This is a genomic window from Cellvibrio fontiphilus (assembly GCF_042646205.1).
Lineage (GTDB): Bacteria > Pseudomonadota > Gammaproteobacteria > Pseudomonadales > Cellvibrionaceae > Cellvibrio > Cellvibrio fontiphilus_A.
This window is the reverse complement of sequence record NZ_JBHRTF010000001.1, coordinates 307,808-332,327: the sequence shown is the minus strand read 5'-3', so window position 1 is coordinate 332,327 and position 24,520 is coordinate 307,808. Positions and strand designations below refer to the sequence as shown.

Below are 24,520 nucleotides of genomic sequence, written 5' to 3'. Positions count from 1 at the left end.
GCACGACAGCAATAAAAGCACCGAAAAACTGGAAGCGCCGAACACGATTAATGACCGGGAGTGTCGTTCCATAACAATTTATGCAACTGTAGCTGGAAACGCACAGGCAAATTATCCGCGAGAATCCATTCCGCCAGAGTAACTGCTTCTATCTGGCCAAAACTCGGGGAGAAAAGTACCTCGGCAACACGCTCTGCCAGTTGATGCTCATCCAGCTTGAACCTTGCCCAGTCGTAATCCTCACGACTACAAATCACAAATTTGACCTGATCCTGCCGACTCAGCAAAGGAATATTCTCCCAGCGGTTGCGCCCGACTTCGCCGGAACCCGGTGTTTTCAGATCCATGACTTTAATCACCCGGGGGTCTACATCATCCACCGGCAAAGCGCCACTGGTCTCAAGGGATACGCTATAACCCGCATCACACAAGGCGGTCAGCAGGGTCAAGCATTCGCGCTGGGCCAGAGGCTCACCACCTGTCACACAAATGTAACGAGGCTTAAAGCTGGCAACCTTGGCGAGAATTTCGTCAATCAGTAATCGCTCACCGCCATAAAATGCGTATTCAGAATCGCAATAGCCACAGCGCAGCGGGCAGCCGGTAAGGCGCACAAATACTGTAGGCAGGCCAACAGTATTGGACTCCCCCTGGAGCGAGTAAAAAATTTCAGTGATTTTTAGGCTGGCTTGGGTCATGGCGGCGGACTGCTTGAATGCGGGCGGGATAAATCAAAGCGGCGCGCAGTTTACCCCAAAGCCAGCTCCCGATGCGAGGATCGGGCAGCAACAGGGTTTGCCCTCAGCTCCGCCGCGCTGGTATGCTGGTTAATGCCGTTTTTTTTAGCCCATCGATTTTTTTACAAGACTACTTCTGGATTCATGATTAAACCCACCAAAACCCGCCGCCAATTGCATCAGGAACTGGAAGAGCAAATCCAGGAGTTTCTGCAACAAGGCGGACAAGTCAACGAAGTTCCACGCGGACTGAGCGGCAGAGTAGATGCCAACGGCCCTCTGATCAGCATATTTGACGGCACCAGCCAGGAAGACCGCACCCCACTACCGGAAGTGGTAGCCGCCATTGAAGCGCGCAAAAAACCACAACTTATTACCAAACCCAAAAAGCCGCGCCCACGCAAAAAAGTGATTCTCGATGATTTTGGCCAACCGCTGCGCTGGGAGTGGGTTGAAGACTAGGTCAACTTGATTACCCGCCCGTTAAAGCCTGCTCGCTGAAGATGGAGCCCCAATAAAAAACACCGCAGTGACAAAATCGCTGCGGCGTTTTTTATTGGGGTACAAAAATAACTCAGAGCCAATCTTTGCGCTTGAAATACCAGTAAGGCAAAACAGCTGAGAGCAACATAAGCACCACAGCCACTACAAAACCGTATTTCCAATCGGTGTGAGGGATGTATTCAAAGTTCATCCCGTAGGCGCTCGCAACCACAGTAGGCGGCAGGAATACCATGGCGGCAATGGAGAAAATTTTGATAATCTGGTTTTGTTCGATATTGATAAAACCCTGGGTCGAGTCCATCAGAAAGTTGATCTTGTCGAACAAAAACGCAGTGTGCGACATAAGTGTATCCACATCGCGCTTAATTTCGCGGGCGGTCTCTTGCAACTCAAAGGACTCGCGCAGGTGACGCTGCAAAAATGAAATAGAACGCTGGGTATCCATCAGACACAACCGGATTTTACCGTTGCTGTCCTCCAGTTTGGCGAGCCGATCAATCGCATCTTCCAGCTCGGCATCGGCGTCCTCCAGCACCATGTGGCTAACGTCCTCCAGCTTGCGATGTATGTCTTCGAGCGCGTCAGCAAGGTTTTCCACTTTCTGCTCAAACATAGTTACCAGCAGATCCTGAGGGGACGCTACCTGCACCTGCCCTGCGCGCGCGCGCATACGCAGCAAGCGGAAATCTGCAAGATCGCCATCGCGTACACTGATCAGACGTTTTTCCTGGAGAATGAAGGCGACCGTAGCGGTACTGTGACGACCCGAGTCACCCGGTGCCAGAAACAAGGAGTGGACATGAATTCCCATATTGTCCTGAAAGTAACGTGCGGAGAATTCGATTTCCTCAACATCGTCTGACTCAGGCAGCTCTGCGCGCAAAAAACCGTTTAATTCGTCGCGCTCTTCGTCGGATGGCTCATGGGCATCAATCCAAAGCGCATTGTGCAACGCCAAGCGTGTGCTTTCATCCGATTCCTTATCCTCTCGCAGGGTATTACCTTGAACTTTAAACATTCTCAACATCGTTGTTCATCTCCTGCAGCTCAAGGTTTAAGGTATCTCGTCAAATCCGGAACTTACCGGCGAGCGATTTTGGGGCGGCTTTATAGCACAGTGCAATCACAGTTAAAGTATTTTATTAGCTTTTCAGCCTAGACAATTATTTTTTTGAAGATTTTCTGAAGCACTCACAAACTACTGCCAGCCCATGACAGCAAAGCAGTGGCAATTCTGCTAAGGTTAGCCCGCCACCTTTTGAGCCTAGAGTTATGCATATTCGCCAGATATCAGCCGCGCTGGATACCAAAGTTGCACAGTTGGACAAGCAGCTAAAGCAGCTGCAAGACCAACAACAACGACAAGGTGATAACCCGGAACCAAATCTGCTGGAAGATATAACCGCACTGAATCAAATGCGTGACAAGCTGCTTAAGTCAAAAGATCTTGCCTGGCGCGCCCATCAGTTGCGCGATGCAAATGACGAAGAGCGGCGCGCCCGACAGCGAGCCATGGGTTTGGCAATGTGTGGGGTGAGCCTGCTGGGCGCCCTGCTGCTGATTTATTTCGCTTTGCAATAACCCGCGGGCTCATCGATAAGCCCACCACCACCAAACCCTTAACAACAACACTAATAAAGAGCCCATACAGCGATAGGCTCTTGTTTATTGACCCGCTACTGCCGCGTCAATCAGCGGTTTCAATTCACCTTTTTCATGCATCTCGGTGATGATATCGCAGCCGCCAATCAGCTCGCCTTTAACCCACAACTGCGGGAAGGTTGGCCAGTTGGCGAATTTAGGTAACTCGGAGCGAATGTCGGGATTGCTCAGGATATCCACATAAGCGAAACGCTGGCCGCAGGCCATGAGCGCCTGGGACGCGCGCATAGAAAAACCGCATTGTGGTGCGCTGGGTGAACCCTTCATATAGAGGATCACGGCGTTGTCACTAATTTGCTGCTTGATTGTATCTAACACATCCATCTTAACTACCTCGATGATCTTTAAGGATTAACTCAGGGGAAATGAGGGCGACAGGGCAAGGTCGGTATATCCGAGTGTTTTGCTCAAGTATTGCCATTTTACCCCAGCCGGTGACGCTAGGCCAATCGGGGCGATTGCCAAATCCCGGTTTTTGCTTATTCTGTAAAAATCCGGTTTAGCGGCCCCCGTCTTTTTAAAGGTAATTATCGCGGTGAAGTTTAATTTACGAGTTCAGGTGTTTATCGCCTTCGCACTTTTTGCACTCTTGTTAACGGGAGGCTTATACCTTTATTCACGCCTTAGTTTTGAGCGAAGTTTTAATAATTACATGGAGCAAAAAGAAGCTGCGCGCAGCGCCACATTAATTCGCGCGCTGGAGCAGCATTATTTATTGTTTGGCAATTGGGAAAGTTTTAAAAACAATCGCGACTTTTGGCAAATGTTTGTCTGGCAATACACCACCAATTGGCGGCAGCGAAGTGAGCGCCCCATCCCCTTGCCCTTACCGCCGGATGTAAATCCTTTTTTTGCACCGGATAGCGAAGAAAAAAATCCACTGCAATCTTTTTTATTGCGTCGCGACACACAAAAAAATGCACGCGAGCAACGCCCGGACGACTTTTTGCGCCATCAACCTTTCCGACGCTTTATTTTGCTGGATGAGAATAAAAATCTGGTCAGCGGAAAAAAATGGCGCAATGAAACTTACTTTTTTAATGAGCTGTTTATTAACCTTGATACGGACAAAAAACTCATTGGCTACCTGGGCACACCGATGAACCCGGCACTGCGCGATTTACGGGACAACGAATTTGCCAAGCGTCAGCAGCAACATTTTTTACTAACCGCATTGGTAGGTTTAACCATCGCCCTGGCTTGCGCTATTCCACTGTCCTACTTACTGACCCAGCGAGTAAAAAAATTGGCAACCCAGGTACAGCGCTTGAGCAGTGGCGATTACAGTCAGCGTTTACCCAGCAAAGGGCAGGATGAGATATCTACATTAGCGGAACACCTGAATCACCTGGCTCATACTCTGGCGCAAAGTGAAACATCGCGCAAACGTTGGGTTGCCGATATCTCCCACGAACTGCGCACCCCGATTGCAGTGTTAAAAGCTGACCTGGAAGCACTGGAGGACGGAGTACGCAAATTTGACAATAAATCCATCGCCCGTTTACAAAAGCACGCAGAGCGGCTGAATAGTTTGGTGAATGATTTATACCAGCTTTCACTTACCGACATAGGTGCTATGACCTACCGCAAGCGCGAATGTGATTTGGTGGAAATCATCGAGGAAATAGCGGTTTCCCTGCAGAGCAAGGCCACGCAACAAGGCCTGGGTTTGGAGGTAAAAATTCCAAAACAATCGCTGTTATGTTTTGCCGACCCTGAGCGTTTACACCAACTGTTCCTGAACTTATTTAATAACAGTATTAATTACACCCTCAGCCCTGGCCAGATTCGCGCTGAATTAAAAACTTATCGCATGGATACTGGTGCTGAAGCGGTATTCACGTTGGAAGACTCAGCCCCCGGCGTAGATCCGGCATTGCATGAAAAATTATTTGAACGACTTTACCGCGCCGAATCATCGCGCAGCCGCGAAACTGGCGGCGCCGGTTTAGGGTTGAGTATTTGCCGCAACATTTGTGAAGCCCACCAAGGGCGCATCGACATTAGCGAGAGCGAACTGGGTGGTTTGAAAGTATCAGTTTATTTACCCCTGCAGGAATCCGCATGAATATTTTAATCGTTGAAGACGAAATAGATTTAGGTGAAATATTGCAAGATTATCTCGCCAGTGAAAACTTTAACGCGACGCTGGTAAGCGATGGCGAGCTGGCACTGCAAAAAATTCTCAATGAAAAATGGGATTTGGTGCTATTGGATTTAATGCTGCCTAAACGCGATGGTTTGAGCATCTGCCAGGAAGTGCGCAAGGTTTCACAAGTACCCATTATTATGACCACCGCCAAGGTGGAAGAAATTGATCGTCTGCTCGGCTTGGAATTAGGTGCGGACGATTATATTTGTAAACCCTTTAGCCCGCGCGAAGTTATCGCCCGCGTTAAAGCAGTGCTGCGCCGCAGCAATAAAGCTGACGAACCCCAAGAGTCAGGCTTTCATTTGGATAAAGAGCGCCAGTATGCCTGCGTGGGCGAACAGTGTGTGGAATTAACCAGCATAGAGTTTCGTATTTTGGAAACCTTGCTACTCAACAAACAACGAGTTATTTCACGCGATGTACTGCTCAAAAATGCCTACACCGATCATCGGATTGTCAGCGACAGAACCATGGATTCACACATCACCAAACTGCGTAAAAAACTATCGCCTATTTGTAGCGATGACTTGATTCACTCGGTTTACGGTGTCGGTTATCGCCTGCAATTACCCTAACCCCGCTCAAGCCTTTAGTACCGCCATGGATGGCAAAAACCAAATCAAATACCCACAACGATCAGTTTTTTGGTTATTTTTATGGCTGATTTTTCAAGTTCCACAGTTTTTGCACACTTATCAAGTTTGAACAATTTTTGAAATTTGTTTCAACAATTTATCGCAAATTAATTTCCGCGCACTGAGTCAAACTTCAGGCTACGCATTCACTTTTTGCAGCTACGACTCATTAACACAGGAAAATAATTATGCACCAACAACCTCAAGTGCCAGCAACCACCACAATAGACAACGGGCGCCGCAAAACCTTGGGCACACTCGGACTCTTCAGCTTGATGGGTGCAAGCGGATTAATCAGCTGTGGCGGCGGTTCAACAACAGGCAGCGGTACCAGCAGTGCAAGTGCCACAAACAGCACCGCCACCTCCGCAACAACCACAAGCACTGCCCTCAGCAGCTCGGGAAGCTGTGTAGTCATTCCCACCGAAACTATTGGCCCCTACCCACTTTCCACTTTATTAAATAGCTCGATGATTTTGCGTGAAAATGTGGCGGAAGATAAAACCGGTGTACCACTGCAGCTCAAACTTAAACTGGTCAATGTCAACAACAGCTGCACGCCGGTCTCTGCTTACGTTTATATTTGGCATTGTGATAAGGATGGCAACTATTCAGGTTATGGCAGCGAAGCGGGAACAACCTACTGCCGCGGCGTGCAATATACCGACACCAATGGCACTGCACATTTCACTACTATTTATCCGGGTTGGTATGCGGGGCGCATAACCCATATTCACTTTCAAATTTTTTTAAGCGCCTACGACAGCAATGCGCAATCCAGTAAAATTTCACAATTGGCTTTTCCGCAAACCATTACCCAAGCCGTCTACAATTCGGCGCTCTATACCAAGGGGCAAAATACTTCAGTCACCAGCTTTGCTGCCGACAATGTGTTTAGCGATGGTGTGGAATACCAAATGGCAACAGTCACCGGCAATTTGAGTGAAGGTTATGTTGCTGAACTGGTTGTAGGTTTAGCGCTTTAACATCAGGCGGTATTAGCGCGGCGGTTGTTGCAGCGCCAATTTCTTTTTAGTGAGCGCGGTAGCTTCATGCTCCAGCGGATTTTCCGGCCAAGGGTGGCGCGGGTAGCGGCCGCGCATTTCTTTGCGCACCTCCGGGTAAGCCTGCTGCCAAAAGGTTTGTAAATTGGTGGTGATGGCAAGCGGGCTGCCATTGGGCGAGAGCAAATGAATTTTTAATGGAATTTTGCCATCGCTTAATTGCAGTTGTTCGCAGCCAAAAAATTCCTGCAATTTAGCGGCGATTTGCGCGCTGCCCTCACAGGTGAATTCAATAGTCACTTTGCGCCCGCTGGGCAAGGTGATGTGATCCGGCAATAACTGCGCGATTTTTTGGCAGTGTTCGTAACCCAAATAAAATTCCAACCCATCCCGCAGGGGCAAATGCTCCAGCTGGGTGGAGGCAGTTAAAAAAGGTGCCAACCACTGCGGCATGCTGGTGATCAGCGCTTCATCATCCAGCGCGGGCAACTCCATCACCTGATGCCGCACCAATAACCGCGCGCGCTCCAGCAAAGCCAGCGCACTAGCGCTCCACCTCAGTTGCGCCAAGGTTTTTTCACGCGCAAGCTGTTGAATATGTGCAACCAGTGCCGCACTGATGGATTCTGGCGCGACTGGCTGGAACTGCTCATCAATTACCACGCCACCCATGCGCCAAGTTTGGTGAATTTGCCAGCGCTGTTGTTTAAATTCCAAGGCGTGACTGAACTGGCTCAACTCGCGTTGCTGCGCTTGATTTAGCTGCAGCGCAACGCCAATGCCCGAGTGACTTTTGGCTTTGCTGTTGATAAGTACAAAGACCGCCCAATTGGATTCCAGCTTGCCCTGCGGCTCCACACTCATTCCGGAATTCAAGCGGTAGCGCCCCGATTCCTGTTTAAAACCAATGCGATCATTAAAAGCGCGCGCCAGTAATAACGCATCAACCTCACCTTCACCCTGTTGCAAACCCAGCGCCGCGAGCCAACGTTTTTGTTGTTTTTGCCAGTGGCGATTGCGCGTTAATTCCTGCGCTGCGGCATCCAACCAGAGCACCCAATCCTGCTCGCCCGCCCATTCAAAATGCAGCGCCAGTGCGAGCAATAAGGACGATTTGGGAATAGTGGTGTTGTGCAGCAATAAAAAAGCGGCAATGCGCGGGTGAGTACCCAAGGCACTGACTTTTTCACCGGCGGCGGTGATGGCGCCCTGCGCATCCAACAGCTGCATTTTTTGCAATTGTTGCTGCGCAAATTCCAGCGCGAGTTTGTTGGGTGCCTCCAACCAGGGCAGTGAACTGGCGGGGCTGCCCCAGTGGGCGATGCGCAACAGCAGCGGCAAATAATCGGTGGCGCGAATTTCCGGCAAATCGGCGGCGGCCAGAGGCTGATCCTGCGACCAGAGCCGAATGCAATGACCGGCCTGCACCCGACCGGCGCGCCCACGGCGCTGCTTCGCACTGGCCATGCTGATGCGCGCGGTTTTTAGGCGAGTAATGCCAGTGCGCTGTTCGTAATCGGCGCGGCGCGCGAGGCCAGAATCAATCACCAGCGTAACATCGGCAATGGTGAGCGAGGTTTCGGCAATATTGGTCGCCAAAATAATGCGTGCGCCCTGCGCCGGATCCAGCGCACGCAGCTGCTCACGGGCATCCACACGGCTATGTAAGCGGCAAACTTTGTGTGCAGGAAATTGCTGGGCGATGGCTTGGGCGCAGTCTTCAATCTCGCGCCAACCGGGTAAAAACACCAAGCAACAGGCCTGCTGCCACGCGGGATAGTCGCGCAGCGCGCGCAGCAGTTGCTGGTCCAGTTTTTCCACTGCGCCGCGGGCATCCTGTTTGGCGGGCTGGTAGTGCAGCGTCACCGGAAAACAGCGACCCGCCGCAAATAAACGCGTGTCGATTTGTTGCTGCAGTGCAGGGTCAGGGGTCGCGCTCATCAGCACCAGCTGCAAGTCATCGCGCAGTATCTGCACCTCCTGCAAAAATGCCCAAGCCAAATCCTGATTAACACTGCGCTCGTGAATTTCATCGAGCATCACACAGGCCACGCCCTCCAACGTGGGGTTTTGCAGCAAATGCTGTAACAGCACCCCCGGTGTCATTAACACCAAGCGGGTGGCTGCGCCCATACAGGCATCGTAAGGCACCTGATAACCCACCTGCTGCCCCGGCTGCTCGCCCAAGAGTTGCGCCAATCGCTGCGCCAAGGCCTGCGCTGCAAGCACGCGCGGCTGCACCAGCCACACCTGCTGATCGGCAGGCGCCTGGGCTAACACCCACAGAGGCGCGAGGGTAGATTTACCCGCACCGGGTTCCGCCTCCAACAACAGAGGCGTGTGCTTGAGTGCGGCGAGAAAGTCGTCGTGCAGCGCACTGAGGGGCAGTTCGGGTAATGGGGGCAAAGGGTTGGTCACGCTGATCTCACCACGGTTATAAACAAGCGCGGCGCCTTATTAACAGCGCAGCGGCAGGACTGCACCGCTGGCGAATTAATAAAACGCCGCTTACTAAAAACTACTCACTAAAACACCACTAAAAAGCGTACTGCATATTTATTCCTGCGGTGACATTGCGCCCCAAAGCCGGCTCAAAGGCGCGGCCGTTGGCTTGGTTGACCACCACGGAACCGACGTAGTTTTCATCGCTAAGGTTGGCGATTTTTAACCACCAGCCCAGGTTTATCGCACTGAGTGAGTACTCACCCTGAGCGCTCAGGTCAAAGGTGCGATATCCGGGGGCAGCCACGGCGTTATCGTCAGCTGTGAATACGCGGGAACGCTGCTGTAGCTGCGCAGCTAATTGCAGCACTTCGCTGCCAAAGGGCAGCCATTGTAAACCGAGTTGGTATTGCTCGCGCGCCACACCGGGCAGCTGTTTGCCGTCCAGTGTACCGGCGGCAAAAATGGCATCTGTAAATTGCGCACTGCCCAACAGACGCCAGTGGCTGCCAAACGCGTAGCGACCAAATAATTCACTGCCTTCACGCTCGGTGGCGGCGGCATTGCGATAACTGGTGCGACCACCCACTGACTGATCCACCACCAATTCATTGTTGCTGTCGATGGCAAATTGAGTCAGCACTACTTCAAGGCGATCATCCAATCGATAATTAACGCCCCATTCCGTTTGGTAATTAACTGCCGCTTCCAGCGCAGTGTTTAGGCCGCTACCTATGCGCTTGTAGGCCATCTCGGTAAGAGTGGGTGTTTCATAACCGCGCCCGCGGCTGGCAAAAAATTCCCACTGCGCATTGAGCTGGTAGTTGCTGCCAAAGGCATAGGCTGTCTCGCGATAATCGCGCGCACCGCTATCATCTGGGTTGCCGGCAACCACAAAATAATCCTTTACTTCAGTATCCATTTGCCCACGGCGAGCGCCCGAGTAGAGCGAGAGCCCATTGATCGGTGTCAGCTGCAGTAACGCAAAACCATCCAGACTATCTACCTTGCCCAATTCATGGCGGCGCAGGTCGCCGGCGGTGCCATTGTTATTCACAAAGCCGCGCCGGCTGTCTTCCATTTGCGCCAATTCAACCCCCACACTCAGGTCTGCCGGCATAGCCAGCAATTCAAAACCCTGGGTCAGGGTCGCGCTGGCACCGGCAAAATCACGCGCCAAATCCACAACGCCGCCGCTGCCGAGGAAGCGAATTCCGTCAACAGTAGTATCTCCGTTGCGGAAACCTAAATATTGGGTAATAGCGCGTTCACCTTGCCAAACGGAGGTTTGCCAACGGGTTTGCCCCTCACTCCGGCGCAGGCTGACAGAGGTCTGTTCGTAATCCACGGTTTTGCGGGTATTAAAGGTTTCTGCGACGGGGTTGGTTTGGCGCGGATTAGTGCGCCATTCATCGGGGCGCAGCGACAGTGGATCCTGCAACAGCGGGTCGCGGTTGCGCTCGTGTTTAAGGGCGATATCCAAGTCGCCGGCGGTGCGGTAATACAATTGAGCAATCCCCTGTTCGCGCTCGGCGTAGGCGTGAGGGCGCTCACCATCGACCTGGGTATTGGCCAGTTGCAGACGCGCAGCGGCCGCGCCTTCACGCCACTCACCGGCCAGGGTTTGGCGCTGCAAACCCGGATCGCCCGCCGCCACACCAAGGCTCAACTGCGTAATTTCAGGTGCGGCTGTTTGCAGGGCGATTACACCGCCCGCACCGTTGCCATAAAGGCCGGCAATTGGCCCCCTGAGCACTTCAACCCGCTGGATATTATCCAGAATGACGCTGCCCAACTGCCCCTGCCCATCGGGGGTGGACATGGGGATGCCATCCACCTGCAGGTCGATACCGCGCACCCCAAACGCCGAACGGGCGCCAAAACCGCGCAGACTGATACGTGTGTCCTGGGCGTAATTACTGCGCGAATCCACCTGTATGCCGGGCAAATTTTGCAGCAGTTCGGCGGAGTCCAGACGTGCACCGGGGTGAAAATCACTCGCCTGATTTGACATTATGCGGCCAGCCAGGGCTGGCGCAGGAGCATCGCCGCTGACAATCAAGGTTTCCAACATTTCCTGTGCCCGGACATGGCCTACCGGCCCAAGAACCAGCAGGCCGCTCAGGGTGATAAAAGATAGATAAGGCTTAACTTGTATAAACATCGACAAATATCCCGGGTGATAAAAAACAGGGGCGCAACCAATAAAAACAGATCAGCAAAAATGGGCGCCATTGTGCGCAAAGCAGTTGCAAGTCTCACCCGCCAAAACGGTTTTTTACACCGCCAACATTTGTAGCGACAGCAACAACGAACATTCACCCTTGCCACTCGCTCAATACCACTTTGCGCAGGAGCCTCTATACTGAAAATCAGGAATACAGGACTGAGCCTATGCCGCAAGAATTTGAGAAACAGCTTGAAGCTTTGCGCCAGCGTTTTATTGGCAGCTTAAACGAACGCGCGCAGCACTTGGATAACATCTGGGGATATTTGCGCCACATGAATTGGAGCACCCAGGGGTTTAATGCACTGCAACAATTTGTGCACAAACAAAGCGAGGCCGGCGCCAGTTATGGTTTACCGGAACTGCGCGATGCCGCCCAACAACTGGAAGCTTTTCTCGCCGAATTACAGGAACTTGAGCGCAGTTTTGGCGGGCAGGAATACGCCCAGCTGGAAGAGCACGTTAAACATTTAGCGCGCGCTATGACGGCGACAGCCCAGGGCATCACCACTAAAGACAGCCTGCCGGCCCCTATCGAAAAACAGGCCTACCCGGAAGCAGAAGGCAAACTGGTATTCCTTATTGATCCGGATCGCACCCTTGCCGCGCTCTGCAGCGCCTATTTGCGCCGGGTGGGTTTTGCAGTGGAGTATTTTGAAACGCCGCAACAATGTGTGCAGCGACTCTATGAAGAATTGCCCAGCATTGTCTTGATGGACCCCAATTTCGAGCGCGAAGGTTTACAGGCCCTCAGCAACCTGCATCAACTCAAAACCCTGTTGCCGCCCACCAGCCCAGTAGTGCTTATGTCTGGCCGCACCGATGTAAATGCCAAACTGCGCGCCCTGCGTGCCGGCAGCAGCGACTACCTGAGCAAACCGCTGGACATGAACCTGTTAATTGAGCGGCTGGTGCAAATTATTGGTCAGCACAACCATACCCACAGGGTGATGGTGGTGGACGACGACCCCGACATGGCAAGCCTGGAAAGTGAAATCCTGCGCTATGCGGGTATGGACGTTATTTGCGTTCAGCAGCCACTGCAAAGCTTGCAACAGGCCGCGCAATTCAAGCCGGACCTGGTCGTTCTGGATATGCATATGCCGGATATCAACGGCATGGAGCTGGCGGTGCTCTTGCGGCAAGACCCGCAATTTTTATTGCTGCCCATCGTATTTGTAACAGCAGATACGGACACCAACCTCCATGACAACATAAAAGCGCTAGGCGTAAACGCCATTATCACCAAACCCTTTGAAGCAACTGACCTGATCAACACCTGCGAACAGGCACTCAACCAAACATCAGCCTTAAAAAGCCGGGTGGCGCGTGTAACACGCCACACCCAGTTGCCGCAAAAGATCAACCGCAGCTACTTTTTCTCAGTGCTGGAGGACGAAATCCAAAGCGGCAGTCAAGGCCAACACACCAGTGCGCTTTATTACATCAGCGTGAGCAACCTGGATGAACTGAGCCAGCAACTAGGCATGGTGGAGCTGATTACCCTGCACGACCAATTCTGCCGGCAGTTGGACGACTGTATTGGCAGCGATGAACAGTGGATCGACTTATCCAATATGGTCACCTGTGTACTCGCAGGCAAACGCAGCACCGAATTTCACCAGCAGCGAGCCGAGCAGCTCAAGCGCCATCTGGCTGCGCACAGATACCTCGCCGGCGGTGAGCCAATCCAGTTAGCAGTGGGTATCGGCATAGCCCCGTTGAGGGCGAGCCTCGGAACCGCCAACCAAGCACTGATCGAAGCGGAACAGGATTTTGAAGCCAAAGTACCCGGCAAAACACCAAGCGCGGCGACCAGTCAGTCAAAAGACCTGACTTCAGCCGCCCCAGCCGACGAGATCATCAACATTCCGGTATTAACCAAGGTTGAGCCTGATTTTTCCCAGATTGTTTTTAGCCGCGATTTATCCCTCGCCTTCCAACCGATCATCAGCCTGGAAGATTCGCGCATCGAACACTTTTCGGTGCTGTTGCGCCTGAAAGGCGAAGGCGGCGAGGCCATTGCTGCCAAACAATTCCTCAGTCGCATCAGCAAACCCAGCCAGCGCATAGAGCTGGATCGCTGGGTACTACAGCAAGCCGTCAGTGCCATAGCCAACAACAGTGCCACCCGCGAACAGGCGACGCTGTTTATTCACCTGGCCGAAGACACCCTGCAGCAGAGCACCTTTTTTTCCTTTGCCGCCAATGTATTGCGCTCTTCGCGCCTGCGCGGCAGCGAACGCCTGGTGTTTATGCTGGAGGAGAATTGGGTGATCAATCACCTGCATCAAACCCGCGAGATCACCAAAGCACTGCACAACATACAGTGCGGCATCTGCCTGACGCGGGCAGGTGAAAACCCCGGCATTCTGGAAGTTATCGACCAACTAGCATTGGACTATTTGCGCCTTTCCCCCAACCTGACCAGCAGCGGCACCAACCCTGAACTGCTGAAAAATCTGGTGAGTGCCGCCAATGCCAAAGCGGTTAAAGTGATTGCCACCCAAATTGAAAACTCGCGCAATCTGTCCAGCCTTTGGATGCAGGGTGTGCGTTTATTTGAAGGCTTTTTTATCCAACCGCCCGACCAAGGCTTTCATTTGCAAAACGACATAATCTTTGCGAAAGAGTTTGTTCAGGGAAATGGCTTCAGCAACTAAAAGCCCAAGAGTGTCGATTGAGTACCGACCTGCGCGAAACTGCGACAAAAAAGGGCAAATTTGCCAATAATCGCAATAACTTATATATTTGCGACTTGTTTTTGCTGCGCGCTTTGAGCGCTTCCACTGCGTCACTTTTGCTCGCCGTGTTGATTTAGCGAAAAATCCCCTTAATCAATTGCCCGCCAGCCCGTATCCGATTGGCTGTGCAGCTTCCGTTTTTCCGGTTATTGGGAACTGATTTTCTTACCAGCCCCGGCTTTGTTTTTTGGAGACCATCATGTCCAGTTTAATGAACACTTACGGCACCAGAACCCTGACCCTGACCAAGGGCGCGGGCAGCCGCGTGTGGGACGACCAGGGCAACTCCTACATCGACGCGATTGCCGGTATCGCCGTGTGCGGTCTGGGTCACTCGCACCCTGCCCTGACCAAAGCTATCGCTGAACAAGCGGCGACTTTGTTGCATGTATCCAACCTCTACAACATTCCCCAGCAACAGCGCTTGGGGGATTTGCTGATTCAGGTATCGGGCATGGATAAGGTGTTTTTCTCCAATTCCGGTGCCGAGGCCAATGAAGCCGCCATTAAAATTGCGCGGAAATATGGCAACGAAAAAGGCGTGAAAAATCCCGCCGTCATCGTCATGGCCAACAGTTTCCACGGCCGGACTATGGCTACCCTGAGCGCGACCGGCAACGTCAAAGTGCAAATCGGTTTTGAACCACTGGTGGAAGGTTTTATCCGTGTGCCATACAACGATGTGGCGGCAGTGAAAGCCGCCATCGCCGAATACAGCAATATAGTCGCGATTCTGGTTGAACCCGTACAAGGCGAAGGCGGTGTACGGGTGCCTGCGGCAGACTATTTAAACCAACTGCGCAACCTGTGTGATGAACATGAGCTGCTGCTCATGACCGACGAAATCCAAACCGGCAATGGCCGTACCGGAACCTACTTCGCCTACCAACACAACGGCATACTGCCGGATGTAGTCACTACCGCCAAAGGCCTGGGCAACGGTATGCCTATTGGTGCCTGCTTGGCGCGCGGCAAAGCGGCAGAAGTACTGCAAGCCGGTAACCACGGCACTACCTTCGGCGGCAACCCGCTGGCCTGTAGCGCGGGCATTGCAGTGATTGAAACCCTGCTGACCGATAATTTAATGCCACGCGTGAGCGAACTGGGCGAAAGAATGCTTAACGGTTTCAAAGCCGCTTTGGCTAACAACCCCAAGGTAGCGGATATTCGCGGCAAGGGTTTGATGATTGGTATTGAACTCAATGCCCCCTGTGCCGAGCTGGTGCAAAAGGGCCGCGAGCTGGGAATATTGATCAACGTAACGGCGATGAACACCATCCGTCTGCTACCCACCTTCATCCTGAGCGATGCAGAAGCCGACGAGCTGGTCAGCAAAGTGGTAAAGCTAGTGACCGGGTTTACCCCAATTGGTTAATGAGTTCACCCCCGATTAGTACTGCGTTTTAAGTGGGCGCGCGCAATAAAGCGCGCGCTATAAATGAAAGAGCATCGATTATGGTTCCCCCAAAGGCACCGAGACATTTCCTGACTCTCAACGACATTAACCGCGCCGAACTGCAACAGATTATCGCGCGAGCCATCGAACTCAAAGCCATGTTGCGCCAGGGCACTGCCCCTGAGCCATTTAACAACAAAGTGCTGGCGATGATTTTTGAGAAAAACTCCACCCGCACCCGCGTTTCCTTTGAATCCGGTATGGCCAAACTCGGCGGTCATGCAATTTTCCTGTCCACCAAGGATTCCCAACTAGGTCGCGGCGAACCCATTGAAGATGCCGCCCGCTGCATCGCCAGCATGGTAGATATGGTGATGATCCGCACCTATGCTCATAGCACCGTGCAGCGTTTTGCCGAATATTCGCGTGTACCGGTCATCAACGGCCTGACCGATGAATATCACCCCTGCCAATTGCTGGCCGATATTCAAACCTATGTTGAACAGCGCGGTTCACTCGCCGGTAAAACCGTAGCCTGGGTTGGCGATGGCAACAACATGTGTAACAGCTACATCCAGGCTGCCGAGCTGTGCGACTTTGAACTGCGCATAGCCACCCCCAAAGGGTTTGAACCGGAAGACGAATTTGTCACCCCCTACCAACATCGCGTCAACCTCAGCAACGACCCGCGCGCCGCGGTCACCGGTGCCGACTTGGTAGTAACTGACACCTGGGCCTCTATGGGCCAGGAAGATGAAAAGAAACAGCGCGAGAAAATTTTCAGCGGTTATCAAGTCAATAAAGAGCTGATGAGCCTCGCCCAACGCGATGCGTTATTTATGCACTGCCTGCCCGCTTATCGCGGCAAAGAAGTCAGCGCCGATATTCTGGATGCACCTGATTCAGTCGTCTGGGAAGAAGCTGAAAACCGTATGCACGCACAAAATGCACTGATGGAATTTTTATTTAATCAGTAATTGTTGCCGGGGTAACAATCGCCCTGAATATCACTCCCAAAACCACCTGTAAGAAATTACAGGTGGTTTTTTTATGGCGACCAACTTCATGGCACAGCCCTCACGCGATTACATTTCGCTACAGTTTTTTGATTGACGCTAACCACGCCAGAGCAATAAATACTGAACACTTAGTGTTAGATTTTCGGCAGTAGACTCAGGGAAAATGCGGCAATGAAACTCAGCGATTTTAATGAATTGGTATTCCAGTTTGCGCAAGCAGAAACTACCGACGATATCACCCGCCTTTGCGTTACCCACTGCGCCAAAATGGGTTTTGATAATTTTATTTACGCCTTGCGTGTACCCACCAGTTTTGCCGAAGCGCGCATTATTACCATTAAAGGTTATCCGGATTCCTGGCTAACGCATTATTTTGAAAATGCCTACTACCTGGATGACCCGGTCATAGTGCATTGCAAAAAACATTTAATTCCCATTCAGTGGCAAGACCTTGGGCCGGTAAGCACCGAGATGGGCGAACGCATTATGAATGAAGCCACGGAGTTTGGTTTAAAAGGTGGCATTAGCATGCCAGTGCATGGCCCTACCGGTGAATTTGGCATTTTCAGCATGACGTTAAATGAACAAAAAAAGATGCAATTGGAATTGATCCAGCAAGCCTCGCCCTACATCCACTTATTTGCGGCTTACCTGCATGAAACAGTACAGCGCGTATTGAGTCTGGATGTCCCTGACAAAAAACTATTGCTTACCGCACGTGAAAAAGAATGTTTACGCTGGACTGCCGATGGAAAAACGTCCTGGGAAATTTCGCAGCTACTAAATACTTCCGAGCGCACTATTAATTTTCATTTAACCAATTCCATGTCAAAACTCGACGTTAATAATCGCCAACACGCCGTTGCCAAAGCGGTATTGCAAGGCATTATTAATCCCAATCCATTTTAATAGCCTGTCAGTTTTTACAGCTAACCGCACAAGCCGCAATGATTTCTAATAAGTGAACAACACACTCATGTGTTCGCTGTTTAGCACCATTGAATTCAGCCAATTTATTTGCGGACTTGATCATGAATAAATACGACTATTCTTTTTTATCGCAGAATTTTTTTCACCACACATTAATTTCATTCAAACATTTTTTAACGCCAACGATTGCTGCAGCAACCTGCAGTGTGTTGGTTGCCTGTGGGGGCGGTGGAGGTAGCGGTGGTAATAATAATCCCAGCCCGGCATCCAGTGCTGGCAGCAGTGTTTCCTCGGCTATTTCGTCATTAACTGTTTCATCATTAAGTGCTTCTTCGCTGAGTGTTTCATCCTTAAGCACATCCTCATTAAATAGGTCGTCCGCAAGCAGCATGCCGTCCAGTGTTTCATCGCGGGCAAGCAGCTCAGCCAGCCCTGTTATTGACTCAAACGCCATCAGAATCTCGCCGACCGGCGCAGCCAGTGCACGGGTAGCCATAGACGATCAAGGCAATGCCTGGGCGATCTGGAAGGGCATTATTGAAGGCGCCAGTGGTGGCGATAATTTAATTGCCAATCGCTATGTCAAAGGCTCCGGCTGGGGCACGGCGCAACTATTGGAAACCGATGGCGGGTCTGTCGATAAAGCGGAGATCTACGTAGATCCAAGCTCCGGTCGCGCGGTGGCAACCTGGACTCAACTCACCTCTGCCGGCGCCTACGATTTATGGGTGCGTCGCTATGCACCCGCAACCGGCTGGGCGAATGCAGAGCGCATCGAAAACTCCGAAGGGGCGATGGGCTTTTTCGCCAAAACTATCATCGACAGCAACGGCAATGCGCTGGCGGTATGGGCGCAGTCGCCGGTTAATTTAGGGCGCTTTAGCATCTGGTCCAGCCATTACACGGCGGCAGCGGGCTGGTCGCAACCGGTGCTGTTGGAGGACAACGAAGTGATTGGCGGCCAGGATGGATCACCAAGCCTCGCCTGGCTGGGCGATGGCAAAGCGCTGGTGGTGTGGTTAAACAGCGGCAACAACCGCGTCAATATCGCCGCCAATAGCTACACCGCGGCCAGCGGTTGGGCTGGCGATGAAATCCTGATCGCCGATACCGGTGGCGATATGTCGCTCAACCACCCGCTCTTGATTAACGATGGCGCAGGCAAAGCCCTGCTGGTGTGGGGCCAGTGGAATTCGCTGGGCGGTGGCAACTTCACCAGCCGCATCCTGGCCAAGAGCTACAACAACGGCTGGGCAAATGATATTGCCGTGGTGGGTGAGGACAGCGGTAGCGATCTGGTGAGTGCACCCCGTGCCGCCAGCAATGGCAATGGTGTCGCCCACGTCACCTGGGGCCGGAAAAATCAGGCAATTATGGCCAATACTCGCGCCGCCAATGGCACCTGGGGCAACCAGTCAATAATCAAACCGGGCAATGCGGATTTTGTGCAGAGCGTTCCTGAAATCGCTATCGATAGTGCAGCCAATGGCTTACTGGTGTGGTCACAGGAATCCAACGACAACACCACCAAAGACAGCTGGTTCGCCAACATCAGTGGCAGCAGCGGCAGCTGGGCAAACGGGCAATTGCTGGAGAACTTTGTAGGCACCGCCGTTGAACCCATTGTGGCTGGCAATAGTGCGGGCGACCGTGTGGTGGTTTGGTACAACATCAATTCCTTTGGCTCGACCGGCTCGGAAATTTACGCCCGTTATTTCCCGGCCGGCACTACTCCGGCGCCCTTACCAAACCAAAACTAAAGGTTTTTCACCCCTTGCGCCGCAGCGCTTTCCGAGCCGCTGCGGCGCTTTTTTCCGGGGCAAACCTCACACCGTCAAATTGATTTCCTGTATCACCCCGGCCCTGCCATCCTCGGTGAGATAGACGCTGGAGTTGGCCACTTCACCCAAGGATTGATTGTCCGCCGCTTTCAATTGAAAGGGTGATGACACATGGCCAAGAAAAATCGCACCGATATTTTTATCACCCAGTGCCGCCAATTGGGTTGAGCCGTCTTCATTGGTCATCCAGATGCGCAGCTGGTGGTAGATGCTGTCGCCCTCATCGATAAACTGGTTGCCATCTTCATCGTAAACCGCAAGTTCCGCAAAACCGCGCCCGCTGCTGGGGCCAAATAATTCACTGCCGTTATTGATTTGGCCGTCGCCGTTGCGATCCAGCGCGAGGTAGCCACTGCCGGGGCGCAAACTGGCGATTTGCTCGGCACTGCCGTCATTATCCAAATCAAACGCAAAGCGGGTTTGGGTCAGGCCAACACCCAAACCGTCAAAGTTAATGACCAGCGGGTCGATTTTGGCCGCACCAAGGCGCAGCTCCAGATTGGACTCCTGCACAAACTCGCGGCTCATGGACAGGGCTACACTAAACTCGATTTCGCGGCCATCGGCGGTGCGCACTACACCAACCGCGGCAAAACTCATTTTTTCCTGCTCCAGATAGCGCTCCTGACGCTGGTACACCAACCCCGGCCCGGCAGCGCGCGCGGCCACTTGCGGCGGCGGGCGGGCATCCACCGCCAGGGTTTGGCCCCCGGCGCTACCAACTGCAGCCTGCAGATCAGCAGGTGTGCTTACTTGCATCTCCTCACCGGTAATGGCTTTGTACATCGCCTCCAGAATCATCAAATTCAACCGCGAACGCGAATCCAGTTGTGGCGATAAATCCAGCAGCTGTCGCTCGCGATGCATGGCCAACACCGAACCGGCTGAGGATAAATCCACCCGCACCGCGACTTCTTGCGGCGCGGCGGCTGGCGCGGTATTGGGCGCCGGGGTATCGCTGCCCCGCCAAAATTCAAGGCGTTCATTGACCCGGAGTTCTTCACGGTATTCCTGTCGGGATGCCATTTGGATTTGCGCATTGGAAATAATCATAGGGCTGCCTGCCGGATTGAGGGACACAATCCTATAGCGGCAAAAACGCGCATTTTTTGAGCGGAAAATTTAGACTATGTAGTTATAAGCGACTAGTTGCTTGCTAAGGCCAACTGGTTTTTGTAGCGCTGGTGCAGGATATTCACCCGGAAGACATAGGTTTTGGTTTCATCAAACGGCGGTACGCCACCGTATTTTTCCACGTTGCCAAAACCGGCGTTGTAGGCCGCGGTAGCGCGGGTGACATCGCCGTCAAAACGTTTGAGCAGCCACGCCAAGTATTTCACCCCGCCCTCGATATTTTGTGCGGCATCAAACGCATTGTTCACGCCCATGTCTTTGGCGGTGCCGGGCATGAGTTGCATCAACCCCATTGCGCCTTTGCGCGAACGGGCCAGGGGGTTGAAGTTGGACTCGGCGTGAATCACTGCGCGCACCAGGGATGGATCTACCCCGTGGCGCGCGGCAGCTTGCGTAATCGAGTAAGTAAATTGCGACAAGTACAGGCGTGTGACACGCCAGTCCACGGTCGATAAGGGGTTACAGGCATAACAGGAGTTGTAAACGATAACCTGATAATCGGTTTTGCGTGGTTGCCTGTCTGAATAGGCGACTGCACCATCTTTGCGGTATTTAAAAAAGGTTAGCTGCTTGGGTTTGCTGGCTTGCTCCAGTGCCTCGCGCGCCAGCCGCTCCTGCTCCAGCCGCGCTTTTTCCTCAGCCGCCGTGCGCTCGGCGATTTGTCGCACATGGGCTTCCACATCAATCAAGCTGGAGGATTGCTGTGAGAGGCTGGCGGCCGCAGGCTGCGCCAGTGCTGCACCTACCGCTGCCGAAAACTCTGGCGGCGCCACTTCAGCCATAAGCATGCCGCCGGGTAAACCCGGTAACAGCACACCCATGACAAAAAGATACTTACGCACTGCCAAAACTCTTCTGATGGAGACAAAACCAGTTGCCGGACTAAGCTGATCAAGATCGCCTTGCCCGCTCAGGGGTAAGGCTAAGTGTAGCCCAGTGAACTAGCGCAGCGTGGCATCAAAATCCATTTCCGTGACTTATTGCCCGTTGCACACTATGACTCAAGCCACACATCGCGCACCCAGTGCCACACCGAAGGCCAGGTCTCATCGGTCAGGTCGCCATCGCGCCAAAATACAACTTCGCCGTCCGGCTCTACACAGTAGTAACTGCCGTTCACTTCACACAGCGGTATTAAATAACGCGGTACGCCCTGCTCCCAGGCCACCGCCGTCACCTCTGGTAAATAAGTGTGGGAGTGAGGGTCGGCTGCGGTGACCGGCTCGATAGAGCCATAAACCACATCGCTGGCCTCCAGCAAAAACTGGCGCATTTCCCGCGGGATTGGGAGGAGGAGTTCCTCTTCTATTTCGACCAGCCGGTCTTCATCGGGCAATTCCAGAGGCACAGGCACGGGCTCGTTGTACTCGCGCAGCAAATCAAGAACTTCATCGATATCGGACATGGGTTTACCTGAACACTAAAAAGGGAAAAGGACTATAGCCCGAAGGTGGAGGGGGAACAAGCAGGCACAGGCCAGAAGCGGTGTTAACCAAATAGGGACAACTGTTGATCCACCAACTGGGTCAGGGATTCGTCCAAAAAATGCAAAATACTGTCAGCCACCGGGCTGAGCTGTTTGTCGATGTAGTGCTGATAATCAATCGGGCTTTGCAGCAATGCCAAATCCACTTCATAACTACCCACCGGCTCGGGGCCATTGGTAGTTATGAGATAACTAATCCAATCGCCACGGCGCAGAGTCTCGCCGCTAAGCAGCGCAAACTTGCGCGCTGCCTGCACATGGGGCGGTACATTTTTTTGATATTCGTGCAAATGGCGGCGCAAGCGTTTGCGATAAATTAATTGCAAGTCGCGTTTGCCGGCGATGACCTCATCGTTAGTGATGCGCACAAAATCCAGATAATCCTCACCGTTAAAAATTTTGCGATACAGCTCAGCCTGAAAATCCTTGGCGAGTTGCGTCCAATCGGTGCGTACATTTTCCAAACCTTTAAACACCATCTCGCGCACGCCATTCACCTCAACTAAACCGGCGTAACGTTTTTTAGTGCCCAATTCCGAGCCGCGAATAGTCGGCATTAAAAAGCGCAGGTAGTGGGTTTCAAATTGAATTTCCAGTGCGCTTTTTATATTGAATTCCCGCTGCAGGGTTTGCGCCCACCAGTGGTTTAATTCTTTGGCGAGGCGCTTACCAATGGCATCACACTGGGCGGCATTTTTGGGTTGGTGCCCCACACAATTATTTTCCAACCACACAAATAAGGAGTCAGTATCGCCATAAATAACTGCATAGCCCTGCTGCTCAATCCACTCGCGGCTGCGCTGGATAATTTCATGGCCGCGCAGGGTGATGGAGCTACACACGCGCGGATCAAAAAACCGGCAGCCGGTAGAACCCAGCACACCGTAAAATGAATTCATAATAATTTTGATGGCATGAGAGAGCGGCGCATTTTTATGTTGTTTGGCGCGGTCGCGCGCCGAGGAAAGCTGCTCAATCACTTGCGGCAATATGTGCCCTTCGCGCGCAAAAAAAGCGCCATTAAAACCCGGCACAATTTGTTCGTCGCTCATACGGTCATGCTGCGCCAACCAAAATGCACAGGGGTCAATTAAAAAACTGCGCATAATACTCGGGTACAGGCTTTTAAAATCCAGCACCAATACATTGTTGTAAATGCCGGGGCGCGAGTTCATCACATAGCCACCGGGGCTGATAACATCAGACTCCAGCTCACCCAAATTAGGCGCCACATAACCGCGCCTATGCAAACGCGGCAAATACAAATACTCAAACGCCGCTACCGAACCGCCAATGCGATCCAACAACAAACCGGTTAATTGGCTGCGCTCCATCGCAAACGCCAGCAGCTCCTGCTGCTGAAATATATCCCACACCAATTCGCAGTCGCGCAGGTTGTAGTGCGCGAGCGCAAGCTTATCGGTGTTAAATAATTGGGTAATATCATCGCCGCGCTGGCTGCCGGTAATTAATTTGCTTTCACCCAACAACGTCTCGGCGATATTTTGCAGCGAATAACTTTCATAGCGGTAATTAGCGGCTTTTAATAATTCGATACCATCCAGAGCGACTCGCCCGGGAATTACCACATAACTGCGCCCGCCTTCACTGGCATCCTCATGGCGCCAATGAATGGCTTGATGGGCGCGACCTAAATTCAGTGTCAAGGCTAATTTCTGGCAAATATTTTCCAGCACCAGTAAATCGAACTGCACCAAATTCCAACCAATTAAAATATCAGGATCAAGCGCCGCAACTGCCGCAAAAAATTGTTGTAAGCATTCTTTATCGTCGCGACAAAAAATAACGCTGTGCTTACTTTCTGGTGTCGCGGTAAATTCGCCATCACCGATCATAAACACGGTTTTTGCCGCATCACACCAAATAGCAATGGAATAAAGCTGCTGCGCATCCATCGAGGTTTCTATATCCAGCGACAACAGTCGCAATTGTGGTCGCCACAACACATCCTCAACGGGTGCCAAACGCGGGTTGCGCAGCGGTTGTTGGGTAATATCTCGTATATCCAGCTGCGCCGCTGCGGTAATAAAACGCTCCATCAAATAGCGCTCAGGCGGGCGAATATCACTCTCCCAAAATACAATTTGCTGCTGACGCAATAGATCCTGCGCATCGCGTGCACTGCGGTGCTGTTTGAAATAGAGGGCAACAATCGGCTGATTATGAAAGTTTTTTAATTCCACCTCCGCCATACGCCAGGCGCGCAAGCGGGAAAAAAGCGCAGGCAATTCCGGTGCATATTTGCGCTCAACAAAAAACACTACCTCTTGCCCGGTAATTTGCGTCCAACAACTCCCCTGCTCCGTCGCCCACCACAAATCCAACACCACACCCTCGCGGGTATCGCGCCATTGGCGGGTCAATAAAAAGGCGTTGGTCATAGGCTGTCATGCAAGCTGGTTAAGTAAACAGTATTATCCCGCAGAAGAGGACAATGATGCAATCAAGATTAATTCCCTGCCCGGCAGGTAGGCAGTGAGCGCAGCGATGCCCAATATGGATTTTCATGCGGAAAAATTAATTGAAGACAAAGACAGAAATTAGACTTGTAGCCTGTATGGAGGCTAACGGAATACGGGGGATGTA

Annotated in this window: 20 protein-coding genes; 10 read left to right on the top strand and 10 right to left on the bottom strand. The window is 52.3% G+C overall.

Annotated elements, in window-relative coordinates:
• Positions 1-47 precede the first annotated feature (47 nt).
• Entirely contained in the window at positions 48-698 is a 651-nt protein-coding gene (gene queE, locus ACFODX_RS01450; protein WP_378115327.1) for a 7-carboxy-7-deazaguanine synthase QueE, read from the bottom strand.
• Between the two features lie 183 nt (positions 699-881).
• Here queE and ACFODX_RS01445 point away from each other — a divergent pair, with 183 nt between their 5' ends.
• A complete protein-coding gene (locus ACFODX_RS01445) occupies positions 882-1,199 on the top strand; it encodes a hypothetical protein (RefSeq protein ID WP_378115325.1) in 318 nt (105 codons plus the stop codon).
• Positions 1,200-1,311: 112 nt separating this feature from the next.
• Here the strand turns inward: ACFODX_RS01445 and corA are convergent, their stop codons facing one another.
• Positions 1,312-2,268 (bottom strand): magnesium/cobalt transporter CorA, encoded by a 957-nt coding sequence (corA, locus tag ACFODX_RS01440; protein WP_324258200.1) that lies wholly within the window; start codon positions 2,266-2,268, stop codon positions 1,312-1,314.
• A gap of 245 nt (positions 2,269-2,513) precedes the next feature.
• On the opposite strand from corA, the gene ACFODX_RS01435 reads away from it, so the two are divergent.
• Positions 2,514-2,822 carry a hypothetical protein gene (locus tag ACFODX_RS01435; RefSeq protein WP_324258201.1) on the top strand — a complete coding sequence of 103 codons (309 nt, stop codon included), beginning with the start codon at positions 2,514-2,516 and terminating at the stop codon, positions 2,820-2,822.
• Positions 2,823-2,906: 84 nt separating this feature from the next.
• On the opposite strand, the gene grxD is transcribed toward ACFODX_RS01435, so the two are convergent.
• A complete protein-coding gene (grxD, locus tag ACFODX_RS01430; RefSeq protein WP_378115322.1) occupies positions 2,907-3,227 on the bottom strand; it encodes a Grx4 family monothiol glutaredoxin in 321 nt (106 codons plus the stop codon).
• Positions 3,228-3,438: 211 nt separating this feature from the next.
• Between grxD and ACFODX_RS01425 the strand changes: the two genes are divergently transcribed.
• The 3 genes from ACFODX_RS01425 to ACFODX_RS01415 all read left to right on the top strand — a co-directional run bounded on the left by ACFODX_RS01425 (position 3,439) and on the right by ACFODX_RS01415 (position 6,676).
• Positions 3,439-4,971: an ATP-binding protein gene (locus tag ACFODX_RS01425; RefSeq protein WP_378115320.1), complete on the top strand. Its 1,533-nt coding sequence runs from the start codon at positions 3,439-3,441 to the stop codon at positions 4,969-4,971.
• Positions 4,968-5,630: a response regulator gene (locus ACFODX_RS01420; RefSeq protein ID WP_378115318.1), complete on the top strand. Its 663-nt coding sequence runs from the start codon at positions 4,968-4,970 to the stop codon at positions 5,628-5,630. The genes ACFODX_RS01425 and ACFODX_RS01420 overlap by 4 nt, the downstream gene beginning before the upstream one ends.
• Before the next feature lie 248 nt (positions 5,631-5,878).
• A complete protein-coding gene (locus ACFODX_RS01415) occupies positions 5,879-6,676 on the top strand; it encodes an intradiol ring-cleavage dioxygenase (protein WP_378115316.1) in 798 nt (265 codons plus the stop codon).
• A gap of 12 nt (positions 6,677-6,688) precedes the next feature.
• Here the strand turns inward: ACFODX_RS01415 and hrpB are convergent, their stop codons facing one another.
• Both hrpB and ACFODX_RS01405 read right to left on the bottom strand, forming a co-directional pair.
• A complete protein-coding gene (gene hrpB / locus ACFODX_RS01410; RefSeq protein WP_378115314.1) occupies positions 6,689-9,112 on the bottom strand; it encodes an ATP-dependent helicase HrpB in 2,424 nt (807 codons plus the stop codon).
• Between the two features lie 118 nt (positions 9,113-9,230).
• Positions 9,231-11,300: a TonB-dependent receptor family protein gene (locus ACFODX_RS01405; protein WP_378115312.1), complete on the bottom strand. Its 2,070-nt coding sequence runs from the start codon at positions 11,298-11,300 to the stop codon at positions 9,231-9,233.
• Positions 11,301-11,530: 230 nt separating this feature from the next.
• Between ACFODX_RS01405 and ACFODX_RS01400 the strand changes: the two genes are divergently transcribed.
• The 4 genes from ACFODX_RS01400 to ACFODX_RS01385 all read left to right on the top strand — a co-directional run bounded on the left by ACFODX_RS01400 (position 11,531) and on the right by ACFODX_RS01385 (position 17,431).
• Complete coding sequence (locus tag ACFODX_RS01400) at positions 11,531-14,026, top strand: REC domain-containing phosphodiesterase (protein WP_378115310.1); 2,496 nt, start codon at positions 11,531-11,533, stop codon at positions 14,024-14,026.
• A 280-nt stretch (positions 14,027-14,306) separates the two neighbouring features.
• Positions 14,307-15,482 (top strand): acetylornithine transaminase, encoded by a 1,176-nt coding sequence (locus ACFODX_RS01395; protein ID WP_378115308.1) that lies wholly within the window; start codon positions 14,307-14,309, stop codon positions 15,480-15,482.
• A gap of 80 nt (positions 15,483-15,562) precedes the next feature.
• Positions 15,563-16,480 (top strand): ornithine carbamoyltransferase, encoded by a 918-nt coding sequence (argF, locus tag ACFODX_RS01390; protein WP_378115306.1) that lies wholly within the window; start codon positions 15,563-15,565, stop codon positions 16,478-16,480.
• Between the two features lie 213 nt (positions 16,481-16,693).
• A complete protein-coding gene (locus tag ACFODX_RS01385) occupies positions 16,694-17,431 on the top strand; it encodes a LuxR family transcriptional regulator (protein ID WP_378115304.1) in 738 nt (245 codons plus the stop codon).
• Between the two features lie 163 nt (positions 17,432-17,594).
• Here ACFODX_RS01385 and ACFODX_RS01380 read toward each other — a convergent pair whose 3' ends face one another.
• Positions 17,595-17,843: a hypothetical protein gene (locus ACFODX_RS01380; protein WP_378115302.1), complete on the bottom strand. Its 249-nt coding sequence runs from the start codon at positions 17,841-17,843 to the stop codon at positions 17,595-17,597.
• Here ACFODX_RS01380 and ACFODX_RS01375 point away from each other — a divergent pair.
• Positions 17,842-19,212 (top strand): hypothetical protein, encoded by a 1,371-nt coding sequence (locus tag ACFODX_RS01375; protein ID WP_378115300.1) that lies wholly within the window; start codon positions 17,842-17,844, stop codon positions 19,210-19,212. The genes ACFODX_RS01380 and ACFODX_RS01375 overlap by 2 nt on opposite strands.
• A gap of 66 nt (positions 19,213-19,278) precedes the next feature.
• On the opposite strand, the gene ACFODX_RS01370 is transcribed toward ACFODX_RS01375, so the two are convergent.
• From ACFODX_RS01370 to ACFODX_RS01355, 4 genes are all read right to left on the bottom strand, one after another.
• Complete coding sequence (locus ACFODX_RS01370) at positions 19,279-20,346, bottom strand: hypothetical protein (protein WP_378115298.1); 1,068 nt, start codon at positions 20,344-20,346, stop codon at positions 19,279-19,281.
• Positions 20,347-20,438: 92 nt separating this feature from the next.
• Complete coding sequence (locus tag ACFODX_RS01365) at positions 20,439-21,269, bottom strand: lytic transglycosylase domain-containing protein (RefSeq protein WP_378115296.1); 831 nt, start codon at positions 21,267-21,269, stop codon at positions 20,439-20,441.
• 152 nt (positions 21,270-21,421) lie between these two features.
• Entirely contained in the window at positions 21,422-21,832 is a 411-nt protein-coding gene (locus ACFODX_RS01360; RefSeq protein WP_449244753.1) for an SMI1/KNR4 family protein, read from the bottom strand.
• 83 nt (positions 21,833-21,915) lie between these two features.
• Positions 21,916-24,315 (bottom strand): DNA polymerase II, encoded by a 2,400-nt coding sequence (locus tag ACFODX_RS01355; protein ID WP_378115294.1) that lies wholly within the window; start codon positions 24,313-24,315, stop codon positions 21,916-21,918.
• Positions 24,316-24,520: the final 205 nt, after the last annotated feature.